Below are 21,392 nucleotides of genomic sequence, written 5' to 3' on the forward strand. Positions count from 1 at the left end.
GGTTTCATGCTTCAACCCAACCTACGTTCATCTTATATTTAATTCCACCCACCTACTTATATGTCCATTAGTTAACTATTCAAAGACTTAAAGATCACTGTTCAGGATTATTTATTGCTTGATTAACTTGGGTGATTTGGGTTTGAAAATATTGTTCACGATAACGGATAGCTTGGGCTAATTCCGCACCTTTTTGGAAAGCGAGTAAAGCTTGGGGATAATTTTTTCTCTCTAGATAAATTTGACCGATTTGATCGTAGGTATTCATTAAACCGTAGTAATTATAACCCAATTCATGGACTTTAATTAATTCTTGATAGATTTGTAAAGCATAATCCACCTGTTGATAACTTTTATAGAGTTCGGCCAACTTATTTAAAGCTTCTCCTGCGCTGCCGTACTGTTGTAAAGCAAAAGCGAGAGAATAGGCTTCTTGAAAGTTTTGGCTGGCTTTATTTGCATCTTTTAAAGCTTGGTAATCTAAACCAATTTGAATTTTTAGAGCGGGGATTAACTGTATTTGCTGATTTCTGATCTGGGTTTCAGCTATTTCTTCTTTAATTTTCACGGCGTTAGCTGGTTGCAAAGATTCTCGATAAATTTCTGCTAGTCTTTGCAAATAAATTCCTTGAGTTAAAGAATTATTCTGCGCCTTAGAAATAGTTAATAATTCCTCATAGACTGGGGCTGCTTTTTGATAATCAAAACGGGATAAATGAATTTGACCAAGTTTATTTAAAGTGGCTTCTACTGCCACATTATCCCGGGATTGTCTGGCATTAGCTAGGATTTTATCATAGATAATTATCGCCTCATTAAAAGCTCGTACCTGTTCATAGGATGTACCTAGTAATGCTAATAATTCCCCGTCCATTGTCTGGTTAGTTTCCGCAGTTTGTTGCAGAGCTTTTAAACGAGCAGTAATTAATTTAACATCCTCGGTTCGATCTCGATTCCAAGCTGCTAACCCCACTTTTCCCAAAGATTTTACTTCTTCTTTTGCTCCTAAATAACGATTTAATTTAATCACTTCATACCAGATAGGAAAAGCTTCCTCATTTAATCCCGCATCGTATTTAGCTTGAGCTTCAGCATCGCGTTGATCGATGTATAATAACAGTTGACGACGCTCCAAGGGAGTTAAAGGGCGATCGATTGCGGGTAATAAAGGACTTTTTAGGGGAGTTTCGAGGGGATTGGGTGCAGGGGTTTCTGTTTGTGCTAGGAGAGGAAGGGAAGTAGCGATCAAACAGAGCCATAAACTGAGAGAAAAACGTAGCATAATAGATTGATAGGAGCGTAGTAGAGGATGATATTTTGTGATCGATCGATTCTATAAGAGACTGACTGCCGAAAATTTGCGTTTCCCAATTTTGGGTTTAATTGCTAGTTTGATTGTAACCTTTAGTCTGGGGGCCTGTGGTGTCTCCCCGCAAGTTTTAGCAGAACAACGAATGTTTCTACCCCTCTCGGTCGAGTTTTTGGGAGAATATCAATTGCCACAAGCGGATTATCAAGGGACAAGGGTGGGGGGATTATCGGCAATTACCTATGATCGTGCCAATAACCGCTTTTATCTCCTCAGTGATGATCGTTCTCAGAAAGCTCCGGCCCGCTTTTATCGAGCTAGTTTGCAGATAAATGGTGAAAAAATCGAAAAAGTGAATTTAGAGGCAGTCACGTTCCTAAAAGATGGCAAGGGAGAAACGTTTAAAAAGGGATCGATCGACCCGGAAGGTATCGCTTTTTCGCCCCGACAAACTTTGTTTATTTCCAGTGAAGGTGCGGTTAAACAGGGAATTGCTCCTTTTATTGCTGAATTTGATTTGCAGGGACAATTAAAGGAGTCTTTGTTAATTCCTAATCGCTTTTTACCAGATGATAGCAATCAAAAAGGAATACAGGATAATTTAGGGTTTGAATCCTTAACTTTAGGGATTACCAGCACTCTCAAAGACGATCCTTTTCGTTTGTTTACTGCCACAGAAAGCGCGTTAATTCAAGATAGTCCCACGGGAAAAAGAGCAGAAAATCTCAGAGTGCGACTTCTTCATTATGTGATCGATCCGATTGGTGCGCCTGTGTTAGTATCAGAACAATTGTATGTGTTAGATGAGCCACCCAGTGGTGCGAGATACTACGGTTTAACGGAATTATTAGCTTTAGAAAAAGAGGGTTATTTTCTCAGTTTAGAGCGAACTTTTGGTTTAGAAGGTTTTGGAGCGAAACTATTTCAGGTAGTTAATGGGAGTGCCACTGATACCTCGAAAATTGCTCGGATACCGGGAGAATTAGAAGCTTTACAGGTGCAACCCTTGCGGAAAAAATTATTACTAGATTTAGGGACTTTGGGGATTGATTTAGATAATTTGGAAGGAATGACCCTCGGTCCAAGATTAGCTGATGGCAGTCGCTCTTTGATTTTAGTCAGTGATGATAATTTTAATCCGAATCAGGTCAATCAGTTTTTACTATTTCGACTCAAGGAAAAATAAACAAGAGATGGTTAATTCCCTCACCTATCCCCTTCTGGGAGAAGGATTGGGGTGAGGACTACCAATAAAGAAAAATGGGATAAATAGCCGGTTTAAAGAGAAAACGGCCGATTAATAATCACTTTTTTCGATATCTTTGCGAATATCATTCAGGTCAATATAGCGATCGGTGGCATTTCGCAATTCCCTAGCGATCATCCCTTCCGTAGAAACTACGGTAATATGAGTATTTTTAGAGCGCAATAGTTCGATCGCTCGTTCAAAATCGCCATCACCGCTAAATAAAATGACTCGATCGTATTGATCGACGGTATTAAACATATCGACGACGATTTCGATATCTAAATTAGCTTTCTGGGAAAAACGACCGGAACTATCATCATAATATTCTTTCAAAATTTTTGTTCTCACCGTATAACCCAAACTAATTAAAGCATCGCGAAAACCTCTTTGATCTTGGGAATCTTTTAAACCCGTATACCAAAAGGCATTAATTAACATAATATTCGGGTCGTTGGTGAAGTAATTTAACACCTTGCGCGGGTCAAAAAACCAACCATTTTTTTGTTGAGCATAAAACATATTATTGCCATCCACAAAAATCGAAAGGCGATCTTTCGGACGGCCGCCACCATTACAATGACAAAGACCGGCTTCTGTCATACAAAATACATACCTAATTTTTTATAGAGTTTAACTATAAAATTACTTTTTAGTAATTTTACGGGGGAAAACGACTATTCTTTGAAGAATAGCGGTGATTTGAGAGCAAAAAGATAGCAACTAAAATAAAAATTAGCTTTTTTGTCTAGGAGACAAACTAGATAATAGTTTGGGAATAATTAAAAGTGATAATAGAGGGATTGTACAGTAATTAGGTCATTTTGATAATCTTTCTCGATAGATGGGTATCAACAAGGCTGGTTAGATCAGGTAGGAACACCAATCACTCCAACCTCCAGAATATAGCTTAACATTGTCGTATCCGGCTAGGGTAAGGGAAAGGATATTGACACAGGCTGTCACTCCCGAACCACAGTAGAGGATAATTTCTCGATCGCCTTGCCGCTCTTGCCAACGTTGTGTTTGCAGGTCCTGGGGTTGAGAAAAACCCTGACTATCGGTGACTTCTAACCAGGGATAATTCAGCGCCCCCTCGATGTGGCCGGCGATCGGATCGATCGGTTCCCTTTCACCCCGATAGCGATCGCTTTCCCTGGCATCAATTAACACCACTCCCGCTTGCTCTTTGTGCCTTTTTACCTGCTCAATTGTGACTACCCAATCCTCTTGAACTTGGGGGAGAAAAGCGCCGGTTTTCGGCACAGGTATCTGATTAGAGACGGGATAACCGGCATTTAACCAATTTTGCCAACCACCATCGAGAATACTGACTTTTTCATGGCCCAGATAACGCAATAACCACCAGAGACGACTGGCAAAGGCAAAACGGGAGGCATCGTAGGCGATGACATGGGTTTGGCCGGAAATCACCCCTAGAGAGCTTAATTTGGCGGCTATTGTCGGCGGATTCGGTAAAGGATGACGTCCGCCATGACGGGCAACGGGAGCCGATAAATCGCGATCGAGGTGTAAATAGAAGGCATTTTCAATGTGATTGGCTAAATACTCTTGATAACCGAGATCGGGATCATTTAATTGAAAACGACAGTCAATAACCATCAGATCGGGGCGATCGAGATTAGTCACTAACCAACTAGGAGAAACGAGGGGCGCGATCGGATTCATGGCGGGAAAATTGTTTAATAATTAACAGACAGTTGCGCTGATCTTTGCTGCGAGTATAACTGAGTTGATCGGCGATTTTTTGGAGGATCGGCAGTCCTTGCCCATGACCAGAGAAACTATGGTCAAGATGGGCATTTTTCTCGATAAAGCCCTCTAAATCGAAGACAGAACCCCGATCCCAGATGCGAATTTCCATCCGGGATCGGCTAATCTCGATTTCGATCTCGATCGGGATTTCGGGGGGGAGGTGTCGGTGAGCGTGACGGACTGCATTGGTAAAACCTTCGGCAAGAGCAAGCTGACACTGGAGCCAGTCTTTTTGGGCAATGCCCGCTGGTTCGAGTTGCTCAAAATACTTTAAAACGGTATCTAAGGACCTGAGATCGCTATCTACCTGAAAAGAAATCTTCACCCCCAGTTTACCTCTGCAATGCCTTACGCTAGAAGTTATACCATTTTTCCAAAACGATGACTGATGTATTAGCTCGATTCTGGATTTAATCCTGTCTTGAGGTACAAGCAAAGTCGTCCACTCCCCTCTAGTGTAAGCAGTAAGATTGAGATAGTCGAGTCACAAAAAAGATGGTACGAATTCTAGTAATTGATGATGATGGAGTAATTCAAACGTTTTTGAGCCGCGCTTTGCAGAAGGAATACGAGGTTTTTGTTGCCAGTGATGGGGAAGAAGGATTAAAGCAAGCGGGGCAAATAAAACCGGCGATGATTATTTGTGATTGGATGATGCCGGGGATCGATGGGTTGGAAGTTTGCCGGCAAATTAAGCTCAATCCCCAACTGTCAACGACTTTTTTTATCCTCTTAACTTCTTTGGGATCGGTGGGGGATCGGGTGAAGGGATTGGATGCGGGGGCAGATGATTTTTTATGTAAACCGATCGAGATTAATGAGTTAAGAGCGCGCGTGCGGGCGGGAATGCGTTTGCATCAATTAAGTCATGATCTGCGAGCGCAAAAACAATTACTAGAAATGGAGTTAGCGGAAGCTGCGGAATATGTGCGATCGCTGTTACCAGAGCCTTTCATTTCTCCAAAACTTGCTATCGATTTTCGCTTCCTTCCTTCTCGTCGATTGGGGGGGGATGGCTTTGATTATTATTGGTTAGATAATGACCATTTGGTGTTATATCTTTTAGATGTGGCGGGCCATGGTTTGCGAGCGGCTTTACCCTCTCTTTCGGTGATTAATTTACTCCGTTCTCGTGGTTTAAGTCAGGTGAATTACTATCAACCTAATCAGGTTTTACAGGGGTTAAATCAAGTGTATCAAATCAGCCCTAGGAATGATAAATATTTTACTATTTGGTACGGAATTTATGATCAGAAACAACAACAGTTAACCTATGCCAGTGCCGGTCATCCCCCGGCAGTTCTCCTGACTCAAAAACCTTTTGGACAGATGATTGAAACCAGACTGAAAGCCCCCGGTTTTCCCATCGGGATGTTTCCAGAAGCAGAATATATCAATCAGGTTCAATCCCTGAATTTCTCCAGTAGCCTTTATCTTTTTAGCGATGGAATTTACGAGATCGATTGTGCTGATGGTAGGATGTGGGGACTAGAAAACTTTATTCAATCTTTACGAAATTATCACTGTAATTCTGCTAAAAATCTTGATAATTTTATTGAAAAAATTCAAGCTTTACAATTTGATGGTAATTTTAGGGATGATCTTTCGATCATGCAGGTGGATTTTCGTTAATTAACTTCCGAGGATTTTTTGTTCTAATTCTTCTCGGTTATTAAAAATTTCAAAAACTCGATCCATATCGGTCAATTCAAACAACATTTTTATCTGATCATTAATCGAGCAGATCAATAGTTTACCCCCCGCAGAACGTACGGTTTTTAAGGATAAAACTAGCGCCCCTAAACCAGAACTATCCATAAAGGTGACATTCTTGAAATCAACGATAATAACTTCTGACCCTTCCTGCACGGCTTCGGCAATTTCTTGGCGAAATTCGCTGGCTTGGTTGCCATCTAAAATACCGGATGGTTGAATAACTTTGATGGAAGAACTCATAAAAAAAAGTAAAAATTAAATGTTTTCTACCTGCTCACTCATAACGACTCGCTGAAATCTGCTGACAGCAGCTAATCTTTAACTATTTTTAACATATTAAGGCCAAGAAAAGCGCAAAATTAAAAATAGGAATTTTTGAAACTGTATGGAAAGTTACGATGTCATCCTCATCGGTGCGGGGCATAATGGTTTAGTTTGTGCCGCCTATCTCCTCAAAGCCGGTTATCGCGTCCTCCTTCTGGAACAGCGTAGCGTACCAGGAGGAGCGGCTACCACAGAAGCGGTTATCCCAGATCTGGCCCCCGATTTTAAGTTTAATCTCTGTGCGATCGATCACGAATTTATCTTTTTAGGACCGGTAATTGAGGAATTGGAGCTAAAACGCCACGGATTAGAGTATTTATTCTTCGATCCTACCGTTTTCTGTCCCCATCCCTCTGGCCAATATTTTCTTTCCTATCGCTCTCTGGAAAAAACTCACGCCGCAATTGCCCAGTTTTGTCCGCGAGATGCCGATCGCTACCTTCAGTTTATCGACTATTGGGCACAGTTGCTGAATGCGATCGGTCCTTGGTTTAACGCTCCGCCCCAAGATTTGCTCAGAATCGCCCGCAATTATAACTCTAGTGCCTTAGCTAGTGTCTGGAAAGCGATCGGCTCGAAAAAGAAACTGCTCGACTTCATCCGCACGATGATTACTTCCCCCGAAGATGTCCTCAATGAGTGGTTTGAGAGCGAATTTGTCAAAGCACCCCTGGCTCGTCTAGCGGCGGAAATTGGCGCTCCTCCCTCCCAAAAAGGCATTACCTCCGGGATGATGATGATGGCGATGCGTCACTCCCCCGGGGTGGCTCGCCCTCGTGGTGGTACGGGCGCACTAACCGAGGCTCTGGTGAAATGTGTTGTCAGTCTCGGTGGGGTAATTTTAACCGAGCAGAAGGTTAAACAGATTCTAATGGAGGAAGGACAAGCGATCGGGGTTAGAGTGGACTCTGGACAAGAATATCTGGCAAAAGCGGGTGTTATCTCTAATATTGACGCTAGACGAGTCTTTTTACAGTTAGTCGCCCCCGCCGATGTGGATGCCGCCGATCCAGAATTGCGAGAAAGGGTAGAACGGCGAATTGTCAATAACAATGAAACAATTCTTAAAATTGATTGCGCCCTCGCCGAAGCACCAAGGTTCGAGGCTTACGATCACAAAGAGGAGTATTTACAGGGAACGATTCTCATCGCCGATTCCGTGCGTCACGTTGAACAGGCCCACGCTTTAACGATTTTGGGGCAGATTCCCGACGAAAATCCCTCGATGTACCTAGATGTACCCACTATTCTCGATCCCTCCATGGCTCCCCAGGGCAAGCATACCCTCTGGATCGAATTTTTTGCCCCCTATCAGATTGCCGGGGCCGAGGGAACAGGATTAAACGGCACGGGATGGACGGAAGAATTAAAAAATCGCGTGGCCGATCGAGTTCTTGATAAACTGGCCGATTATGCCCCAAATCTCAAATCCGCCATTATTGCCCGTCGGGTGGAAAGTCCGGCCGAATTAGCTAATCGTTTGGGTTCCTATAAAGGTAATTACTATCATCTTGATATGACCTTAGATCAGATGATTTTCCTGCGTCCTTTGCCGGAAATAGCTAACTACAAAACCCCAATTAAAAACCTTTATTTAACTGGGGCAGGAACTCACCCCGGCGGCTCAATTTCGGGAATGCCGGGGCGCAATTGCGCTCAGGTTTTCCTGCGGGATCGAAGCACTTTTCTGCAAAGATTATTCAACTAATACTAAATCCGTTGAGTATAGGCTACATATTGGGAGAGGCACTCATGCAAAGGGGGAGAAGACATAATCAGTTTTTAATAACCGGATTTAGTATTGTAAAGTTTCAATACAAATATAGTCAGATATAGTCAGGTAAGGTAATATATAGACATGAAACTATCAGACTAGGCAAAAAAAACAGGAATAAGTTATCGAACGGCTTGGAGGTGGTGGAAACAAGGGAATTTAACAGGCTATCAATTGCCTTCTGGTACAATTATGACAACGGATGACAACCCTTCAAAACCCGACGCTGAGTTAAAAGACAACGAATAATAATGTTAGTAGCAGAAAGACACATTATCAAGAAAGGACATCGATTTTGGGCTGAGATAGATAATTTATCTTGGCAGTCTAAAAATCTTTACAACTCAGCCAATTATTTAATCCGACAAAACTTCATTTATGGTCATGGCTATTTGACCTATAATCAGATGGCTTCTCTGATGAAAAAGACAGAACAGTATCAAGCTTTACCCGCTAAAGTTTCCCAACAAGTTTTAAGAGGATTAGACCAGAACTGGCAATCATTTTTTGCCGCTTCATCAGAGTTTAAAAGTCACCCCGATAAATTTCTGGTCAAACCCAAAATCCCTGGCTATAAGGAGCCAAAAAAAGGACGAAATCTCTTAGTTTACACGATTCAAGCTATAAGCAAAGTAGGTCTTCGGCAAGGGTTAGTCAAACTATCACCGGACTTCAATTGCCTTGCCGACGAGAGTGGTGGAGCGCATAGCAGAAGTCAGAATAGTTCCTAAATGTGATTGTTATGTAATCGAGGTAATTTATGAGAAAACTGAACAGTTCTTAGCTCCTAATGAAAAGATAGCTGTGATAGATTTAGGCATAGATAATTTGATGGCTGTAACTTCAAATCAACCGGACTTTATCCCTTTGTTGATTAATGGCAGACCGTTAAAAAGCCTGAATCAATTTTATAACCAACGTCGGGCTAAGTTACAATCTCTGTTAAAAGGCAATCGTCAAAGTTCCCAGAGGATTCGCCGTTTAACCCGTTGCCGTAATCAGAAGATAGATAATTATCTTCACCGAGCTAGTCGTTATTTAGTCAATCTCTTAGTTGACCAAGAGATAACAACTTTAGTAATTGGGAAAAATGACGGTTGGAAACAAGAAGTGAACTTAGGAAAAGTCAACAATCAAAAATTTGTGACCATCCCTCATGCTCGATTAATTGAGATGATTAGTTATAAATGTCAATTAGAAGGAATCTCTGTGATTCTTCAAGAAGAATCCTATACCTCAGCTTCTAATTTTTTGAATTTAGATCCGCTACCAGTGTATGGACAGATAACTGAAAAGCCAGTGTTTTCAGGAAAAAGAATTTCGCGAGGTTTATATCGTACAGATAAGGGGATTCTGGTTCAATCTGATGTCATGGGTTCCTACAATATTTTACGAAAAGCATTCCCAAATGCGTTTAACCGCTATGGGATAGAGAGGTGCGTAGTTCACCCAAGGAGAATCAATCTCTCGAAGTAAAAGTGAAAGGAATTTCTGAAATGGAATTCAGTCTGTCTATATTTGACTATACTTTTACTAACTATGACAACAATTTTTGATTTTTGCAGGAGAGCTATCGAGTCGAGGAATACTCGTAGTCTTCGATAATATGGAGAAGTCGCATGGCTGAACTACAGGATTCTTCTAAAATTTCCTGTTTCTCCTGAGAATCTTCGATTAAATCTTCAGATACTAGACGCAGAGAACCTAAAAGACTATTAAGACTACTTCTCGCTTCGTAGGATAAATAAGCTTTTCTTTTTTGCTCATCTTCCCTATTCTTAGAGTCAGCCTCTTTGCTATCACTAAATTGCAGAGCGTGTAAACGGGCATAATGACCACCTTGAGCTAATAATTCCTCATGATTGCCGATTTCTGCCACTTTTCCCTTGTCCAGCACCACAATTTGATAGGCTTTTTGAACTGTGGAAAGACGGTGAGCGATCACAAGAGTAGTCCGCTCGCGACAGAGTTCATCGATCGCTTCCTGTACTAAACGCTCAGAAATTGTATCCAAAGCACTGGTGGCTTCATCGAGAATGAGAATATCCGGATCTCGCAGTAAGGCACGAGCGATCGCTAATCTTTGTTTTTGTCCCCCCGAAAGTCTCACTCCCCGATCGCCAATTTCCGTATCCAGTCCTTCCGGCAGTTTGCAGATAAACTCGTAGGCATTCGCCCTTTTTGTCGCTGCTAAAATTTCTGCATCACTCACATCGCTTAATCCGTAGGCAATATTAAAACGGAGAGAATTATTAAAGAGAAAAGTGTCTTGACTGACTATTCCCATGGCTTTTCTCAGAGATTTGATCTCATAATCCCGTAAATCGTGACCGTCAAAAAGAATCCTCCCGGCTGTAGGATCATAAAAGCGTGGTAATAAATCAGCAATTGTCGATTTTCCCGCCCCCGAAGCACCAACAAGAGCGATCATTTTTCCTTTTGGAATCCAAAGATCGATGCCCTTGAGAACTAATTCTTGATGACCAGGATAGGAAAATTGGACGTTATCAAAATGAATACCTGTCTCTAATCTTTGATAGGGAATAGAGCCATTGCTCATAAATGGTTTATTCTCTCGAATGAGAAAGTCCGCTACCACCTCTACTGCGGAAACATCACCCAATAGACTACTCCTAGCACTGTTAATTTGACTAACTATCGGCAGGGCCCGGAAAAGTACATAGAGATAGGTTAATAAAATCGTCGCTAAAGCTTGAAGTTGTTCATTAAAAAGATAACGACCAGCAATGATAATTAAAGCAATAATAATTACCCCACCGATCTCATTGAGCGGAGCGATTACAGCATTATTAGTCTGGGCATCTAAACCCGCTTTCTCCCGGGCTTCGATATCTTCCACGATAGATTCTAATTCGTATCTCTCATTGCCTACCGCTTTAATTAGGCGAATTCCCGTTAACAGTTCCAACAGTTTATTAGTTTGCTGTTTAGCCGTTACGGTGATAATCTCTCCAAACTTTTTCGATCTCTTGACAAAGTATTGATTAAGCAGAACTAAAAAGCCACCCAAAACACTTGAAAGAATAGTTAATTGCCAAGAAATTGATAATAAAATAACTAAGTACATGAAAGCTGTAGCGATAATCTTAATCAGGTTTATGTAATTTCTAATTGATGCTACAGCCCGATTAATCTCCGACATGAAACGATTAAAAATATCTCCTATTTTACTTTTTACATAATAATCTATATCCACTTCTAGCAGCAGAATAACTGAATCAATTCGCATATCTTTTGCCATAATTAAAGACAAGTAAGTGCCTAGCAAATTACTGACAAAATTGGTAATGTGCTTGAGAATTAAAATTCCTAATATCGCCGCAAACATCCAGAAAAAACGAGTATCGACCGAGAAAACCTCGAAAACGGAGAGCAGCTTTTTGATAATTTGGGGGGCATTTTTTAAGATATCATTTTCGGGATTAATAAAAGAAATTAGCAAAGGGATAACTAAAATAGCTCCTACCCCATTAAATACGGTACTGACAAAGCCGATAACAATGCTGGAAACCACTAATATCCAGTGTTTCAGCGTATATTTAAGGAGAATTTGCTTAGGATTCATCGCTATAAGTAAGAAAGTAAATAGTCAACGGTCAATTATCCTACTCGCTACAATCTAATAAGTAGGGAGGCACAATTATTTGTAGGATGGGTTAGCGGTAGCGTAACATGAGCGGGCGTTGGGTTTCATGCTTCAACCCAACCTACGTTCATCTTATATTTAATTCCACCCACCTACTTATTTCCCTTCCAGAGAAGTGATTATGCCAGAGAGAGTTGTTGCCATGGCGGTGGTACTATAGGAGGCGATACAGCGCTCTCTCGCTTTTAGTCCTCGTGCATTAGCCGAGTCGAGATGATTAAAAACTTCGCTAATCATAGCAGCTAGTTGCTCTGGTGATCGAGGTTCGACTAAATAGCCAATATCAGCTAAAATTTCGGGAATATCTGCCACTTTAGTGGAAATAATTGGTTTAGCCATCGCCATACCATCGGTGAGTTTAATCGGAAATTGGGCGTTAGCCGTGGCTTCATCCCTCTGGGGAACGATAATAGCATGAGCAGCGGCAATAACTTCCGGCATTCGATCGATCGGTTGAGCAGGTAAATGAATTAACCAAGGTTGACCTTTTTCTAGCAAACTATCCAGATAGCCATCCCCGATTTGGCGACCTCCCACCAACACCAATTTAAAATCAGGATCACCAATTTGATCTAAAGCGATTAAGACATCTTCTAAACCTTTGTGGGGTCTAGCTGTACCCGGGAACATTAAAACTTTATACGCGGATAAACCGTATTTTTGACGACAAGCGACAGGATCGTAGAGATTGGGATCGAAAAGTTGCGTATCCTTGCCATTCGGTAAATAAATCCCCCCATAACGCTTTTGCAAAAATTGATTATTAACCGTCACTGCATCAGCGCGGTTAATTAAATTTTCCATCCAACGCAGATAAAGAGGGTGATTCGGATCCCTAAGCGCACCATTTTTTTTGAGGATATCCCTAGCTAATTGTCGAGGATAAGGACGATAGGACCATCGATCGCCACCAAACCAACTCATTTCCCAATCGTCAATATCAAGAATTAGGGGACGTGGGGAAAAAAAACGTTTCAGTAAACCGATGCCGAAACTGGTGGGACGGGGTTTAACCGCATAGATAATCTCTCCAGAGATGCGATCGAGTAAAGTTTTGATCTGGCCAAAAAACTGGGGATAATTATTGCCTTTGACCGATACCACGGGTAAATTCCCCGGTGGGGTGGGATAGATGTCCCGTCCAAAAATCGGACCATAAACCGTCACCTGACAGTTTAGCTGTTGCAAGACTTGAGCAATCAAATAGACTCTTGTGCCACCACCACCGGATAAATCTGGTGCTAAAACAGAGATTTTTTTGTTCACGATCGCCGATCAATCCAGATTATCTAGCACGATAGGAGAATGTTAATCAATGTTAACGTTTTTGTCAATCTTAGGCGAACTTAACATTATAGACTAGACAAAGAAAACTAACATATACATAGCCGAGACGACCAACTGAGTAAACATCACGGGTAAACCGTAGCGCAGAAAGGTATGAAAGGTAATTTTGCCCCCGTGTTGTTCAGCGATGCCAGCGGCGACAATATTAGAAGAAGCCCCCACTAAAGTACCATTACCCCCTAGGGTGGCCCCATACATCATCGCATAGAAAAGCGGTAAAACTTCCGGGGGAAAAGAACCGGCATAATCGGGGGAAAGAACCTCAGTCCCGACTAAATTAACATTAACAAGGTACTGTTTCAGTAGTGGAACCATGGCTACCACTAGGGGAATATTCGGAACGACACTGGAAATAAGGCCAACAAAAAAGAGTAAGACTAGAGAACCTAAAAAGATATTTTGGCCTAAAATTATCGCCAGAAGTCCCGATACACTATTAACCACCCCAGTTTTTTCTAAGCCACCAATTAGGACAAAAATTGACATAAAAAATAATAGGGTACTCCAGTCCACATCCCGGAGAATATTATGCACCGTATCGATTTTCGATTGCTGGGCTAAAAGTAGGGCTAAAGTGGCCCCCATCAAAGCAACGGCCGCCGGAGAAATGGGTACGGGAAAAGATTCACCAACGACGAATAAAAATAAGACCAAAAAGACGATAATTCCCCCCACCGCCAAGACGCGAGGATGATTAATCTTCGGATGGGGTAAGTCTTCTAAATGCTCGAATTTTGTCCGCCAGATTTTGGGGAATAACCAAGGTAACATAACCAGAATGGTAATCACTGCCAAGGCACCACCTAAACTCAACCGTTGTAGGTATTCCATGAAGGTGATATTAATAGAATCACCGACGATATAAGTAGCGGGATCACCAACAATAGTTAATAACCCGGAACTGTTGGCCACGAAAACCATCAGGATTAAGAGCGGCACAAAATCCACGCCTATATCTTGAGCTAAGGGCGGAATCAGCGGGGCTAATAACATCACCGTGGTAGCGTTGGGCAATACCGCACAGATTGGGGTAGTAATGGCGACAATTCCTATTAGTAATAATTTGCCCTGTCCCTTGGCTAAAAGCACCATTTGTGCTGCTAAATAATCAAAAATTTTTGTTGGTTCAAAGGCTCTTACTAACACCATCACCCCAAAAAATAGGGCGAGAGTGGCATAACTACGACTGATATAACCCACCGCTTCCTGGAGAGTCATGATATGGGTAAAAACTAAGATTAAAGCTCCTAGTAAAGCCGCTACGGTAATATGAAGCCACTCGAACATAATAACCACAATGACTGCAATAAAAGTCATCGCAGCAATCCACATTGGTAAAGATTCCAGCATTTTTGATCCTGTTTTTACTCTTGGTTTCTCGATACAACTAAAAGTTTGCTCGAAAAATGTACAGCAAACTCATAGAAAATATGGTTATCTACGGAAAATCTTAAAATTGTTGTGATCGGTAAGCTGATATGAGAATCTCCATAAACAATGTCTCCTGTAAGTTATGACTATCAAGTAGTACCAGCGACATAACTGAACCGATCAAGACATTACTAGGAATGTAGTGATGTTTCAGTCTTCCCCCCACGCCGACGAAGTTAGCTGACGGGCTAGGATAGAGAGATATCCTTTTCTAGGCTACAAAATCTAGAAATACGCCCCCAAATGTGGTTCCTCCGCTCCGAATTTGTCTAGCTAATATCTAGCATAGAAACTTGGATTAGGCTGACTTACTCTGTTTAGTGATCCACCATAGCATACTAACCTCAAAAAAACGATATAGCTCTATACTAGACCTATCCTGTCGGTTATCCCCCGGGTTGCTAGGATAGAACAATGATAAGCTAATAGCTAACGACTGACCGCCATAGCGGCCACAACAGAAATTTCGATGAATAGAAGACCTCGTTATACTCCTCCCCGATCGCGTGATCGTGATTATGACCGCTCCTATGGCGATGACTCCCGCGCTTCGTCCCCCGGAGGCCTATTGGCAAAATTGAACTATGCCATGATCGCCCTGATTGGCGGTATTTTTGTACTAGGGGTGGGTCTCGGTCTGGTATTCAGTTCTACCGCTAATTTTAGCCCCGAAAACGTCGCTTCCCGAGAAGTAATTGATCGCAGCGCCCCCAATGCGGAATTATGCGTGCAATTTGGGGCCAGTGCCATTGTCACCGATTTGCGGGTTTATGTCACTCTTAACCCCTTTAATGTTTTTGTTACCCAACCGGTTATGCAACCCGGTTGCGTTTTGCGACGCAACAACTGGTCAATTTTAGAACAACAAAAATTAGTCGATGGACAGCAGGTACAAAGTTGTAAAAACCGGATGAATACCTTTGGTTATACCGGCCCCTTGGAAGGCAAACCGAAAATCGATTGTATCTTCCAAAATGAAGCTGGGGGTAATCTTTTTGTTAATCCCGCCGGTGCTGTTGGTCCCAGACCAGATACAGATAAATTCTAAACCGGAAAAGATCGTTCTCCTGACTGCTGACTTGAAAGAGGGTGTGGGGTGTGGGGTGTGGGGTGTGGGGTGTAGGGAAGGAAACCTCTTTTATCTGTGGGGGTGAAATTTTTTCATCGGGACTGACTCCTAATTAACTACGACAATTTTTGATTTTTACGAGAGGTCTAATGAGTTAGCCATTGGCCCGTAGTCACCACAAAAATTCCGCCGGCTTTTTTTAAAAAAGGCTGAATTTTATCGATCAGACGACCAAGTTGTTCGTCACTATTACAAACCGTCATAATGTAGTTACCACTGTAATCACAATCCAAGTCATCACAGGATAAACCTCGATCACCTTTTCCCGAAGTACTGCCAAAGACGGTATAACCGGAAACTCCGACAACATCAAGAACGCTTAAGGTCTCTTCCAGAAAAGCATGACTAACAATTATGTCCACTTTTTTGACAGTTTGTAGGGAAGGATGCGGGGATTCAAGCATGGTAGTTAAGTACAAAAAGGATAAGTGAAAGAGAAAACTTTTGACAGGAATTATTTAAAACCCACCGGGCCTTTTAGACTCCACAGCCAATGATTTTAATCATCTCTAGGTACAGAGGAATACCGATGATGATATTGAAGGGAAAAGTTAAAGCCAAGGCCATAGAAACGTATAAACTAGGATTCGCTTCGGGAACAGTCATTCTCATGGCCGCAGGAACAGCAATATAAGAGGCACTGGCACACAAAACAGCGAATAATAAAGCATTGCCCTGTTCAAATCCGAGAACCTTAGCGATGAGAATCCCCACCATAGCATTGATGACGGGAATGAATACCGCAAAACCGATGAGAAAAGCACCAGTTTTGCCTAATTCCCGGATTCTTTTCGCAGCCACTAATCCCATATCCAGGAGAAAGAAAGTTAAAGCACCATAAAAAATCCCTTGAGTAAAAGGTTCTAATTTTTCCCAGCCTTTTTCCCCTGTGAGCATACCAACAACAACACTACCGACTAAGAGAAATACCGAACCATTTAAAAAGGCTTCATGTAGAACCTTTGACCAAGAAAACGCTTCTTCTTCGCCATTTTTCTCTTTAAAGACTCGCACCAGGATTAAACCCACTACAATCGCCGGCGATTCCATTAAAGCTAAGGCCGCTACCATGTGACCGCCATAGGAAATATGAAGTTTTTCTAAAAAAGAACTGGCGGTGATGAAAGTAACGGCACTAATGGAACCATAGGCTGCGGCGATTGCTGCTGCATTGGCACTATCGAGTTTAATTTTCAGGATAAAGAAAGTGTAAATGGGAACGATGCAAGCCATAACCACAGAGGCAATCAAAGTTAAAGCGATTTGGTTATTGATGCCACTTTCCGCTAGTTCATAACCTCCCTTGAAACCAATCGCCATCAAAAGATAGAGAGAAAAGAGTTTAGGCAGTGGTTGGGGAATCTCTAGGTCGGATTTAAAAAATACTGCCAGCATTCCCAAGAAAAAGAACAAAACCGGCGGATTGAGAATATTGAACAGGATTAAGCTGCCATCCATAGGTTTGCGTACATTGAGTTATTTCCATCTATACTATTCGATTTTGACAATACTGGGAAAATGTTAAGAACCGGATTAAAACGCTTAACGATGGCCGCCCAAAAAAATTAAGATGGGTGATGTTTCAGTGATCGGTGATCAGTTATCTTGAAACCGTCAGCTTTTCTCCCCTCTCCCCCTCTACAATAATTACTCGCAGCCAGGAATCACTTGGGTTAATATCATACTTTGTGCCTTTTGTCAAAAAAACTTTTTTTTTGCAATAAAACTACACAAAAAAAAGATCATCGTTGTGGGTGAAATTGACTGATTTAACCGTCTTAATTGGGATTACCTTCTAGGTGTGGCAAAGGTTTCAACCATTGCTGCCCAAAAAAGCACAGAATAACCCATTATGAAATTCAGTAAAATCGCTGTAACTATGATAACATCGTTGTTAAATAAAAATCTTTCTCAATTAATTCTTAAGAATTTATAAATATTGCGGAATGTTAATTTAAATATTCTCAAGTTTTTGCAGTCAATAAATAACTTTGGCTTATATTTGTCAGAAAATAGAACTCCTGCAAAAATCCCACATCTACCATTGGATTCAGGAGACAGGATTCAGGAGACAGGAGATTATTTTTATTTATTCTCCCTTCTCCCTACACCCCACACCCCACACCCCACACCCCACACCCCCACACCCCACACCCCCACACCCCACACCCCACACCCCACACCCCACACCCCACACCCCACACCCCACACCCCACACCCCACACCCTGCTCCCTTCCCCGATCAATGGCAAAAATCCAGCTTAAAACCCCAAAATCAGAGCATCTTGCCGCCATGGTGGCACTCGATCGCACCAGTCTCGGCGGTATCTGGACGTTATCGGGATATCAACGGGAATTAGACAGCCCCAACAGTGAATTATTAATTCTTACCCTGGACCGGGATAGCGAAACCCTAATCGGATTGGCTTGTTTTTGGGCAATTCTCGAAGAAGCGCATATTACCCTCCTGGCAATTTATCCCGACTATCAAAGACAAGGATTAGGAAAACTACTTCTCTACAAACTTCTGGAGAAGGCTGTACAAAGACAACTGGAAAGGGCTACGCTAGAGGTGAGGGTATCGAACCAGTCAGCGATCGCGCTCTACGAGCATTTTGGCTTCCGCATCGCTGGAGAGCGTAAAAATTATTATCCGCAAACTGGCGAATCAGCCCTAATTTTCTGGCGCAACGATCTACAAACGGCCGCTTTTCAGGAACAATTAAGCAAGTGGCGACAAGAAATCCTCTCAAGACTGGTGCGGGGAGAGTGGCAATTAGAGGAAGAAACCAGAGCCAAAATAGATACCATGGGGATGCAATGATTACCTACAAGCTTAAATCAGGTCGAGGTTAGGGAAAAATGAGGATTTTAGTGTTGGCGTGGGAATTTCCACCGCGATTAGTGGGCGGTATCGCCCGTCATGTCGCTGAACTCTATCCCGAAATCGTCAAACTCGGTCATGAAGTCCATTTAATCACGATCGAATTCGGTCAGGCCCCCAGTTACGAACTGGTCGAAGGCATTCACATCCACCGCGTCCCCGTACCCCCCGGCAATGACTTTTTCCATTGGGTGGTCAACATGAATAACAGCATGGGGCAACGGGGCGGCAAACTAATCGCCGAATACGGAAAATTTGACCTTGTTCATGCCCACGATTGGTTAGTAGGGGATGCGGCCATTGCCATGAAACATCTCTTTAAAATACCCCTGATTGCCACTATTCACGCCACGGAATACGGACGTTATAACGGACTGCACACCGACACCCAACGCTATATCGGCAGCAAAGAGGGAACCCTCGTCTATAATGCTTGGCGCGTTATCGTCTGTACCAGCTATATGCGTCATGAAGTCCATCGGGCTTTGGGCGCCCCCTGGGATAAAATCGATGTGGTTTATAACGGTATTCGGGCCGAGAAAAAGCAAAGAGACCCTAACTTTGATTACCAAGCTTTTCGTCGTCAATATGCCCAAGATCACGAAAAAATCGTCTATTACGTCGGGCGCATGACCTTTGAAAAGGGGGTTTCGGTGTTACTCAACGCTGCCCCAAAAGTCCTCGCCCAGACTGGAGCTAAAACTAAATTTGTCATTATCGGTGGCGGCAATACCGACAAACTCAAACAACAGGCCTGGCATCTCGGTATCTGGCATCATTGTTATTTTACGGGCTTTATGTCCGATGAAAACCTCGATCGCTTCCAAACCGTGGCCGATTGTGCCGTTTTTCCCAGTCTTTACGAACCTTTTGGTATTGTCGCCTTGGAAAGTTTCGCCGCTAGGGTTCCCGTGGTAGTTTCCGATACCTGCGGTTTTCCCGAAGTTGTCCGTCATGGCCAAACGGGAATTGTCACCCGCGTCAATAATCCTGATTCCCTCGCTTGGGGCATTTTAGAGGTTTTAAATCATCCTGAATACGCCCAAGAATTAGTTAATAACGCCTACGAAGACCTAGAAAAACGCTTTCATTGGGCAAATTTAGCCCGTCAAACCGAGACAGTATATGGTTTGGTTGTCCAAGAACGACAACTGGTAGAATGGCGTTAATCAGGGAGCGGTTTTTTAGCCGTCAGCCGTCAGTATTAGGGGTCAGTTTATGTTCTAAAATAACAAAGGCACAACTTAACTTCTCTAACTATGACTATGAAAGCAGCTGAAATTATGACCACGGAGGTGGCCAAGATTAAAGGTTCTGAAACCGTTGCCAAAGCAGTACAATTGATGAGAGAAAAGAACATTAGAACTCTCATTGTTGATCGCCGTCACGATGAAGATGCTTACGGAATTATCACCGAAACCGATATTGTCTATAAAGTCGTCGCTTTCGGTCAAGATCCGCAAAAAGTGCGCGTCTATGAAGTGATGAGCAAACCCTGCATCGTGATTAATCCCGACCTCGGGGTTGAATATGTGGCCCGCTTATTTGCTAATACTGGTATTCGTTTCGCACCGGTAATTAAAGGTGATTTGCTCGGTGTTATATCTGTTAGTGACATCCTCCATAAAGGTAACGCCGTCGAAAAGCCCCGCAGTCTTGATTTAGAAGCGGAGATTATCAAAGCTAGAGATATTGCCCGGGCAGTATGTGCTGAAAAAGGGGGAAATTCTCCCGATTGTGCCGCAGCTTGGGATGTTGTTGAGGAATTACAGGCAGAATTGGCACACCAACGCGCTAAAAAACCGGAAAAAACCTATTTTGAGGAATACTGTCAAGAAAATCCCGATGCTTTTGAAGCTCGTATTTATGACACCTAATCCCCATGGCTTTGAGGTATTCTCCGATACCTCAAACTTTTTAATCCGGCAAAAGTAGTGTATAAAGGTTTTATTTACTAATAATCGAGGAAAAACTATGGCCGATCTATTTGTCATCGCCTATGAGGACGAATTTAAAGCAGAAGAAGTTCGTTTAACTTTGGCTAAACTGCAACAGGAACATCTCATCGAGCTAGAAGATGCTGCCGTAGTGGTTAAAAACAAAGATGGCCAGATTAAACTCAAGCAAGCGGTCAATTTAACGGCAGCGGGAGCCGCTAGTGGCAGTTTCTGGGGATTATTAATCGGAATGCTCTTTTTATCCCCTTTATTAGGGGCCGTCCTCGGTGCTGCTGGTGGTGCTTTGGGAGGTGCTTTAAGTGATATCGGTGTGGATGACAATTTTATGCGCGAATTGGGAGAAACCCTGCAGCCCAGTACCTCTGCTCTCTTTGTTCTCGTCCAAAAAGTTACCCCCGATAAAGTCCTCGATGAAGTGGCCCCCTACGGAGGTAAAGTGTTACGCACTTCTTTGACCAAAACCGACGAAGCGGAATTACAGAAAGTTCTCGACCAAAGAGGTGTTAAACCCGAAACCGTTTAGGATATGGGTCCATAAAAGCCAGAAAAAGGGAATATATTTCCCTTTTTACTGTTTGAACAAGAATGGGTTTAGCATGACAACCACAGCAGCTATAAAATAAGAAACAATCAATAATTAGGGCTTGCTGAAAAAGTTTTTCCTAGGGGCAGGGTGTAGGGTGTGGGGTGTGGGGTGTGGGGTTTTACCCATTTTCATCGGGTAAATTACCTAATTTTCAGGGAAAAAGTCCCGGAATTTTCCCCCCGACCACTCCCATATCTGGTACTTTTTGATTGACAAAAAGTCTAAAAGTCTTACCCAACAAGGTT

General features: G+C 42.5%; 19 protein-coding genes, 1 pseudogene and 1 riboswitch. Of the genes and pseudogenes, 9 read left to right on the plus strand and 11 right to left on the minus strand.

Annotated elements, in window-relative coordinates; genetic code table 11:
* Positions 1 to 94: 94 nt before the first annotated feature.
* A complete protein-coding gene (locus MAE_RS25750; protein WP_012268088.1) occupies positions 95 to 1,282 on the minus strand; it encodes a tetratricopeptide repeat protein in 1,188 nt (395 codons plus the stop codon).
* Positions 1,283 to 1,319: 37 nt separating this feature from the next.
* Between MAE_RS25750 and MAE_RS25755 the strand changes: the two genes are divergently transcribed.
* A complete protein-coding gene (locus MAE_RS25755) occupies positions 1,320 to 2,495 on the plus strand; it encodes an esterase-like activity of phytase family protein (RefSeq protein ID WP_002796542.1) in 1,176 nt (391 codons plus the stop codon).
* 111 nt (positions 2,496 to 2,606) lie between these two features.
* Here the strand turns inward: MAE_RS25755 and MAE_RS25760 are convergent, their stop codons facing one another.
* The 3 genes from MAE_RS25760 to MAE_RS25770 form a co-directional block, all read right to left on the minus strand.
* Entirely contained in the window at positions 2,607 to 3,158 is a 552-nt protein-coding gene (locus MAE_RS25760; RefSeq protein ID WP_002764933.1) for an NYN domain-containing protein, read from the minus strand.
* A gap of 261 nt (positions 3,159 to 3,419) precedes the next feature.
* Positions 3,420 to 4,244, minus strand: a complete 825-nt coding sequence (locus tag MAE_RS25765; protein WP_012268090.1) for a sulfurtransferase — start codon at positions 4,242 to 4,244, stop codon at positions 3,420 to 3,422.
* A complete protein-coding gene (locus tag MAE_RS25770; RefSeq protein WP_012268091.1) occupies positions 4,213 to 4,656 on the minus strand; it encodes an ATP-binding protein in 444 nt (147 codons plus the stop codon). Before MAE_RS25770 ends, MAE_RS25765 begins: the two co-directional genes overlap by 32 nt.
* A 170-nt stretch (positions 4,657 to 4,826) precedes the next feature.
* Here MAE_RS25770 and MAE_RS25775 point away from each other — a divergent pair, with 170 nt between their 5' ends.
* Positions 4,827 to 5,963 carry a SpoIIE family protein phosphatase gene (locus tag MAE_RS25775; RefSeq protein ID WP_012268092.1) on the plus strand — a complete coding sequence of 379 codons (1,137 nt, stop codon included), beginning with the start codon at positions 4,827 to 4,829 and terminating at the stop codon, positions 5,961 to 5,963.
* Here the strand turns inward: MAE_RS25775 and MAE_RS25780 are convergent, their stop codons facing one another.
* Positions 5,964 to 6,287, minus strand: a complete 324-nt coding sequence (locus MAE_RS25780; RefSeq protein WP_002796546.1) for an STAS domain-containing protein — start codon at positions 6,285 to 6,287, stop codon at positions 5,964 to 5,966.
* A 145-nt stretch (positions 6,288 to 6,432) separates the two neighbouring features.
* On the opposite strand from MAE_RS25780, the gene crtO reads away from it, so the two are divergent.
* Both crtO and MAE_RS25790 read left to right on the plus strand, forming a co-directional pair.
* A complete protein-coding gene (gene crtO / locus MAE_RS25785; RefSeq protein WP_012268093.1) occupies positions 6,433 to 8,079 on the plus strand; it encodes a beta-carotene ketolase CrtO in 1,647 nt (548 codons plus the stop codon).
* Positions 8,080 to 8,396: 317 nt separating this feature from the next.
* Positions 8,397 to 9,621: pseudogene (locus MAE_RS25790) on the plus strand (RNA-guided endonuclease InsQ/TnpB family protein).
* A gap of 94 nt (positions 9,622 to 9,715) precedes the next feature.
* On the opposite strand, the gene MAE_RS25795 reads toward MAE_RS25790, so the two are convergent.
* The 3 genes from MAE_RS25795 to MAE_RS25805 all read right to left on the minus strand — a co-directional run bounded on the left by MAE_RS25795 (position 9,716) and on the right by MAE_RS25805 (position 14,509).
* Entirely contained in the window at positions 9,716 to 11,731 is a 2,016-nt protein-coding gene (locus tag MAE_RS25795) for an ABC transporter ATP-binding protein (RefSeq protein WP_012268096.1), read from the minus strand.
* 177 nt (positions 11,732 to 11,908) lie between these two features.
* Positions 11,909 to 13,078 carry a glycosyltransferase gene (locus tag MAE_RS25800; protein ID WP_012268097.1) on the minus strand — a complete coding sequence of 390 codons (1,170 nt, stop codon included), beginning with the start codon at positions 13,076 to 13,078 and terminating at the stop codon, positions 11,909 to 11,911.
* Positions 13,079 to 13,171: 93 nt separating this feature from the next.
* Complete coding sequence (locus tag MAE_RS25805; RefSeq protein WP_012268098.1) at positions 13,172 to 14,509, minus strand: ArsB/NhaD family transporter; 1,338 nt, start codon at positions 14,507 to 14,509, stop codon at positions 13,172 to 13,174.
* Between the two features lie 231 nt (positions 14,510 to 14,740).
* Positions 14,741 to 14,871: riboswitch (cyclic di-AMP (ydaO/yuaA leader) on the minus strand.
* Between the two features lie 188 nt (positions 14,872 to 15,059).
* Here MAE_RS25805 and MAE_RS25810 point away from each other — a divergent pair.
* On the plus strand, positions 15,060 to 15,638 hold the full coding sequence (locus MAE_RS25810) for a DUF3172 domain-containing protein (RefSeq protein ID WP_002733879.1): 579 nt from the start codon (positions 15,060 to 15,062) through the stop codon (positions 15,636 to 15,638).
* 167 nt (positions 15,639 to 15,805) lie between these two features.
* On the opposite strand, the gene MAE_RS25815 is transcribed toward MAE_RS25810, so the two are convergent.
* From MAE_RS25815 to MAE_RS35940, 3 genes are all read right to left on the minus strand, one after another.
* Positions 15,806 to 16,123, minus strand: coding sequence for a P-II family nitrogen regulator (locus MAE_RS25815; RefSeq protein ID WP_012268099.1), 318 nt, complete (start codon positions 16,121 to 16,123; stop codon positions 15,806 to 15,808).
* Between the two features lie 73 nt (positions 16,124 to 16,196).
* Positions 16,197 to 17,177 (minus strand): sodium-dependent bicarbonate transport family permease, encoded by a 981-nt coding sequence (locus tag MAE_RS25820; RefSeq protein ID WP_012268100.1) that lies wholly within the window; start codon positions 17,175 to 17,177, stop codon positions 16,197 to 16,199.
* Between the two features lie 631 nt (positions 17,178 to 17,808).
* The gene (locus MAE_RS35940) at positions 17,809 to 17,937 is read right to left on the minus strand and encodes a hypothetical protein (RefSeq protein WP_269453948.1); all 129 of its coding nucleotides are present in this window, start codon (positions 17,935 to 17,937) and stop codon (positions 17,809 to 17,811) included.
* A gap of 27 nt (positions 17,938 to 17,964) precedes the next feature.
* On the opposite strand from MAE_RS35940, the gene rimI reads away from it, so the two are divergent.
* The 4 genes from rimI to MAE_RS25840 all read left to right on the plus strand — a co-directional run bounded on the left by rimI (position 17,965) and on the right by MAE_RS25840 (position 21,084).
* Positions 17,965 to 18,543: a ribosomal protein S18-alanine N-acetyltransferase gene (rimI, locus tag MAE_RS25825; RefSeq protein ID WP_012268101.1), complete on the plus strand. Its 579-nt coding sequence runs from the start codon at positions 17,965 to 17,967 to the stop codon at positions 18,541 to 18,543.
* Positions 18,544 to 18,581: 38 nt separating this feature from the next.
* Positions 18,582 to 19,772: a glycosyltransferase family 4 protein gene (locus tag MAE_RS25830; RefSeq protein WP_012268102.1), complete on the plus strand. Its 1,191-nt coding sequence runs from the start codon at positions 18,582 to 18,584 to the stop codon at positions 19,770 to 19,772.
* Between the two features lie 90 nt (positions 19,773 to 19,862).
* Positions 19,863 to 20,480 carry a CP12 domain-containing protein gene (locus MAE_RS25835; protein WP_002796558.1) on the plus strand — a complete coding sequence of 206 codons (618 nt, stop codon included), beginning with the start codon at positions 19,863 to 19,865 and terminating at the stop codon, positions 20,478 to 20,480.
* A gap of 97 nt (positions 20,481 to 20,577) precedes the next feature.
* Positions 20,578 to 21,084, plus strand: coding sequence for a DUF1269 domain-containing protein (locus MAE_RS25840; protein ID WP_002731545.1), 507 nt, complete (start codon positions 20,578 to 20,580; stop codon positions 21,082 to 21,084).
* The last annotated feature ends 308 nt before the right edge of the window (positions 21,085 to 21,392 follow it).

This window comes from Microcystis aeruginosa NIES-843, assembly GCF_000010625.1.
GTDB lineage: Bacteria > Cyanobacteriota > Cyanobacteriia > Cyanobacteriales > Microcystaceae > Microcystis > Microcystis aeruginosa.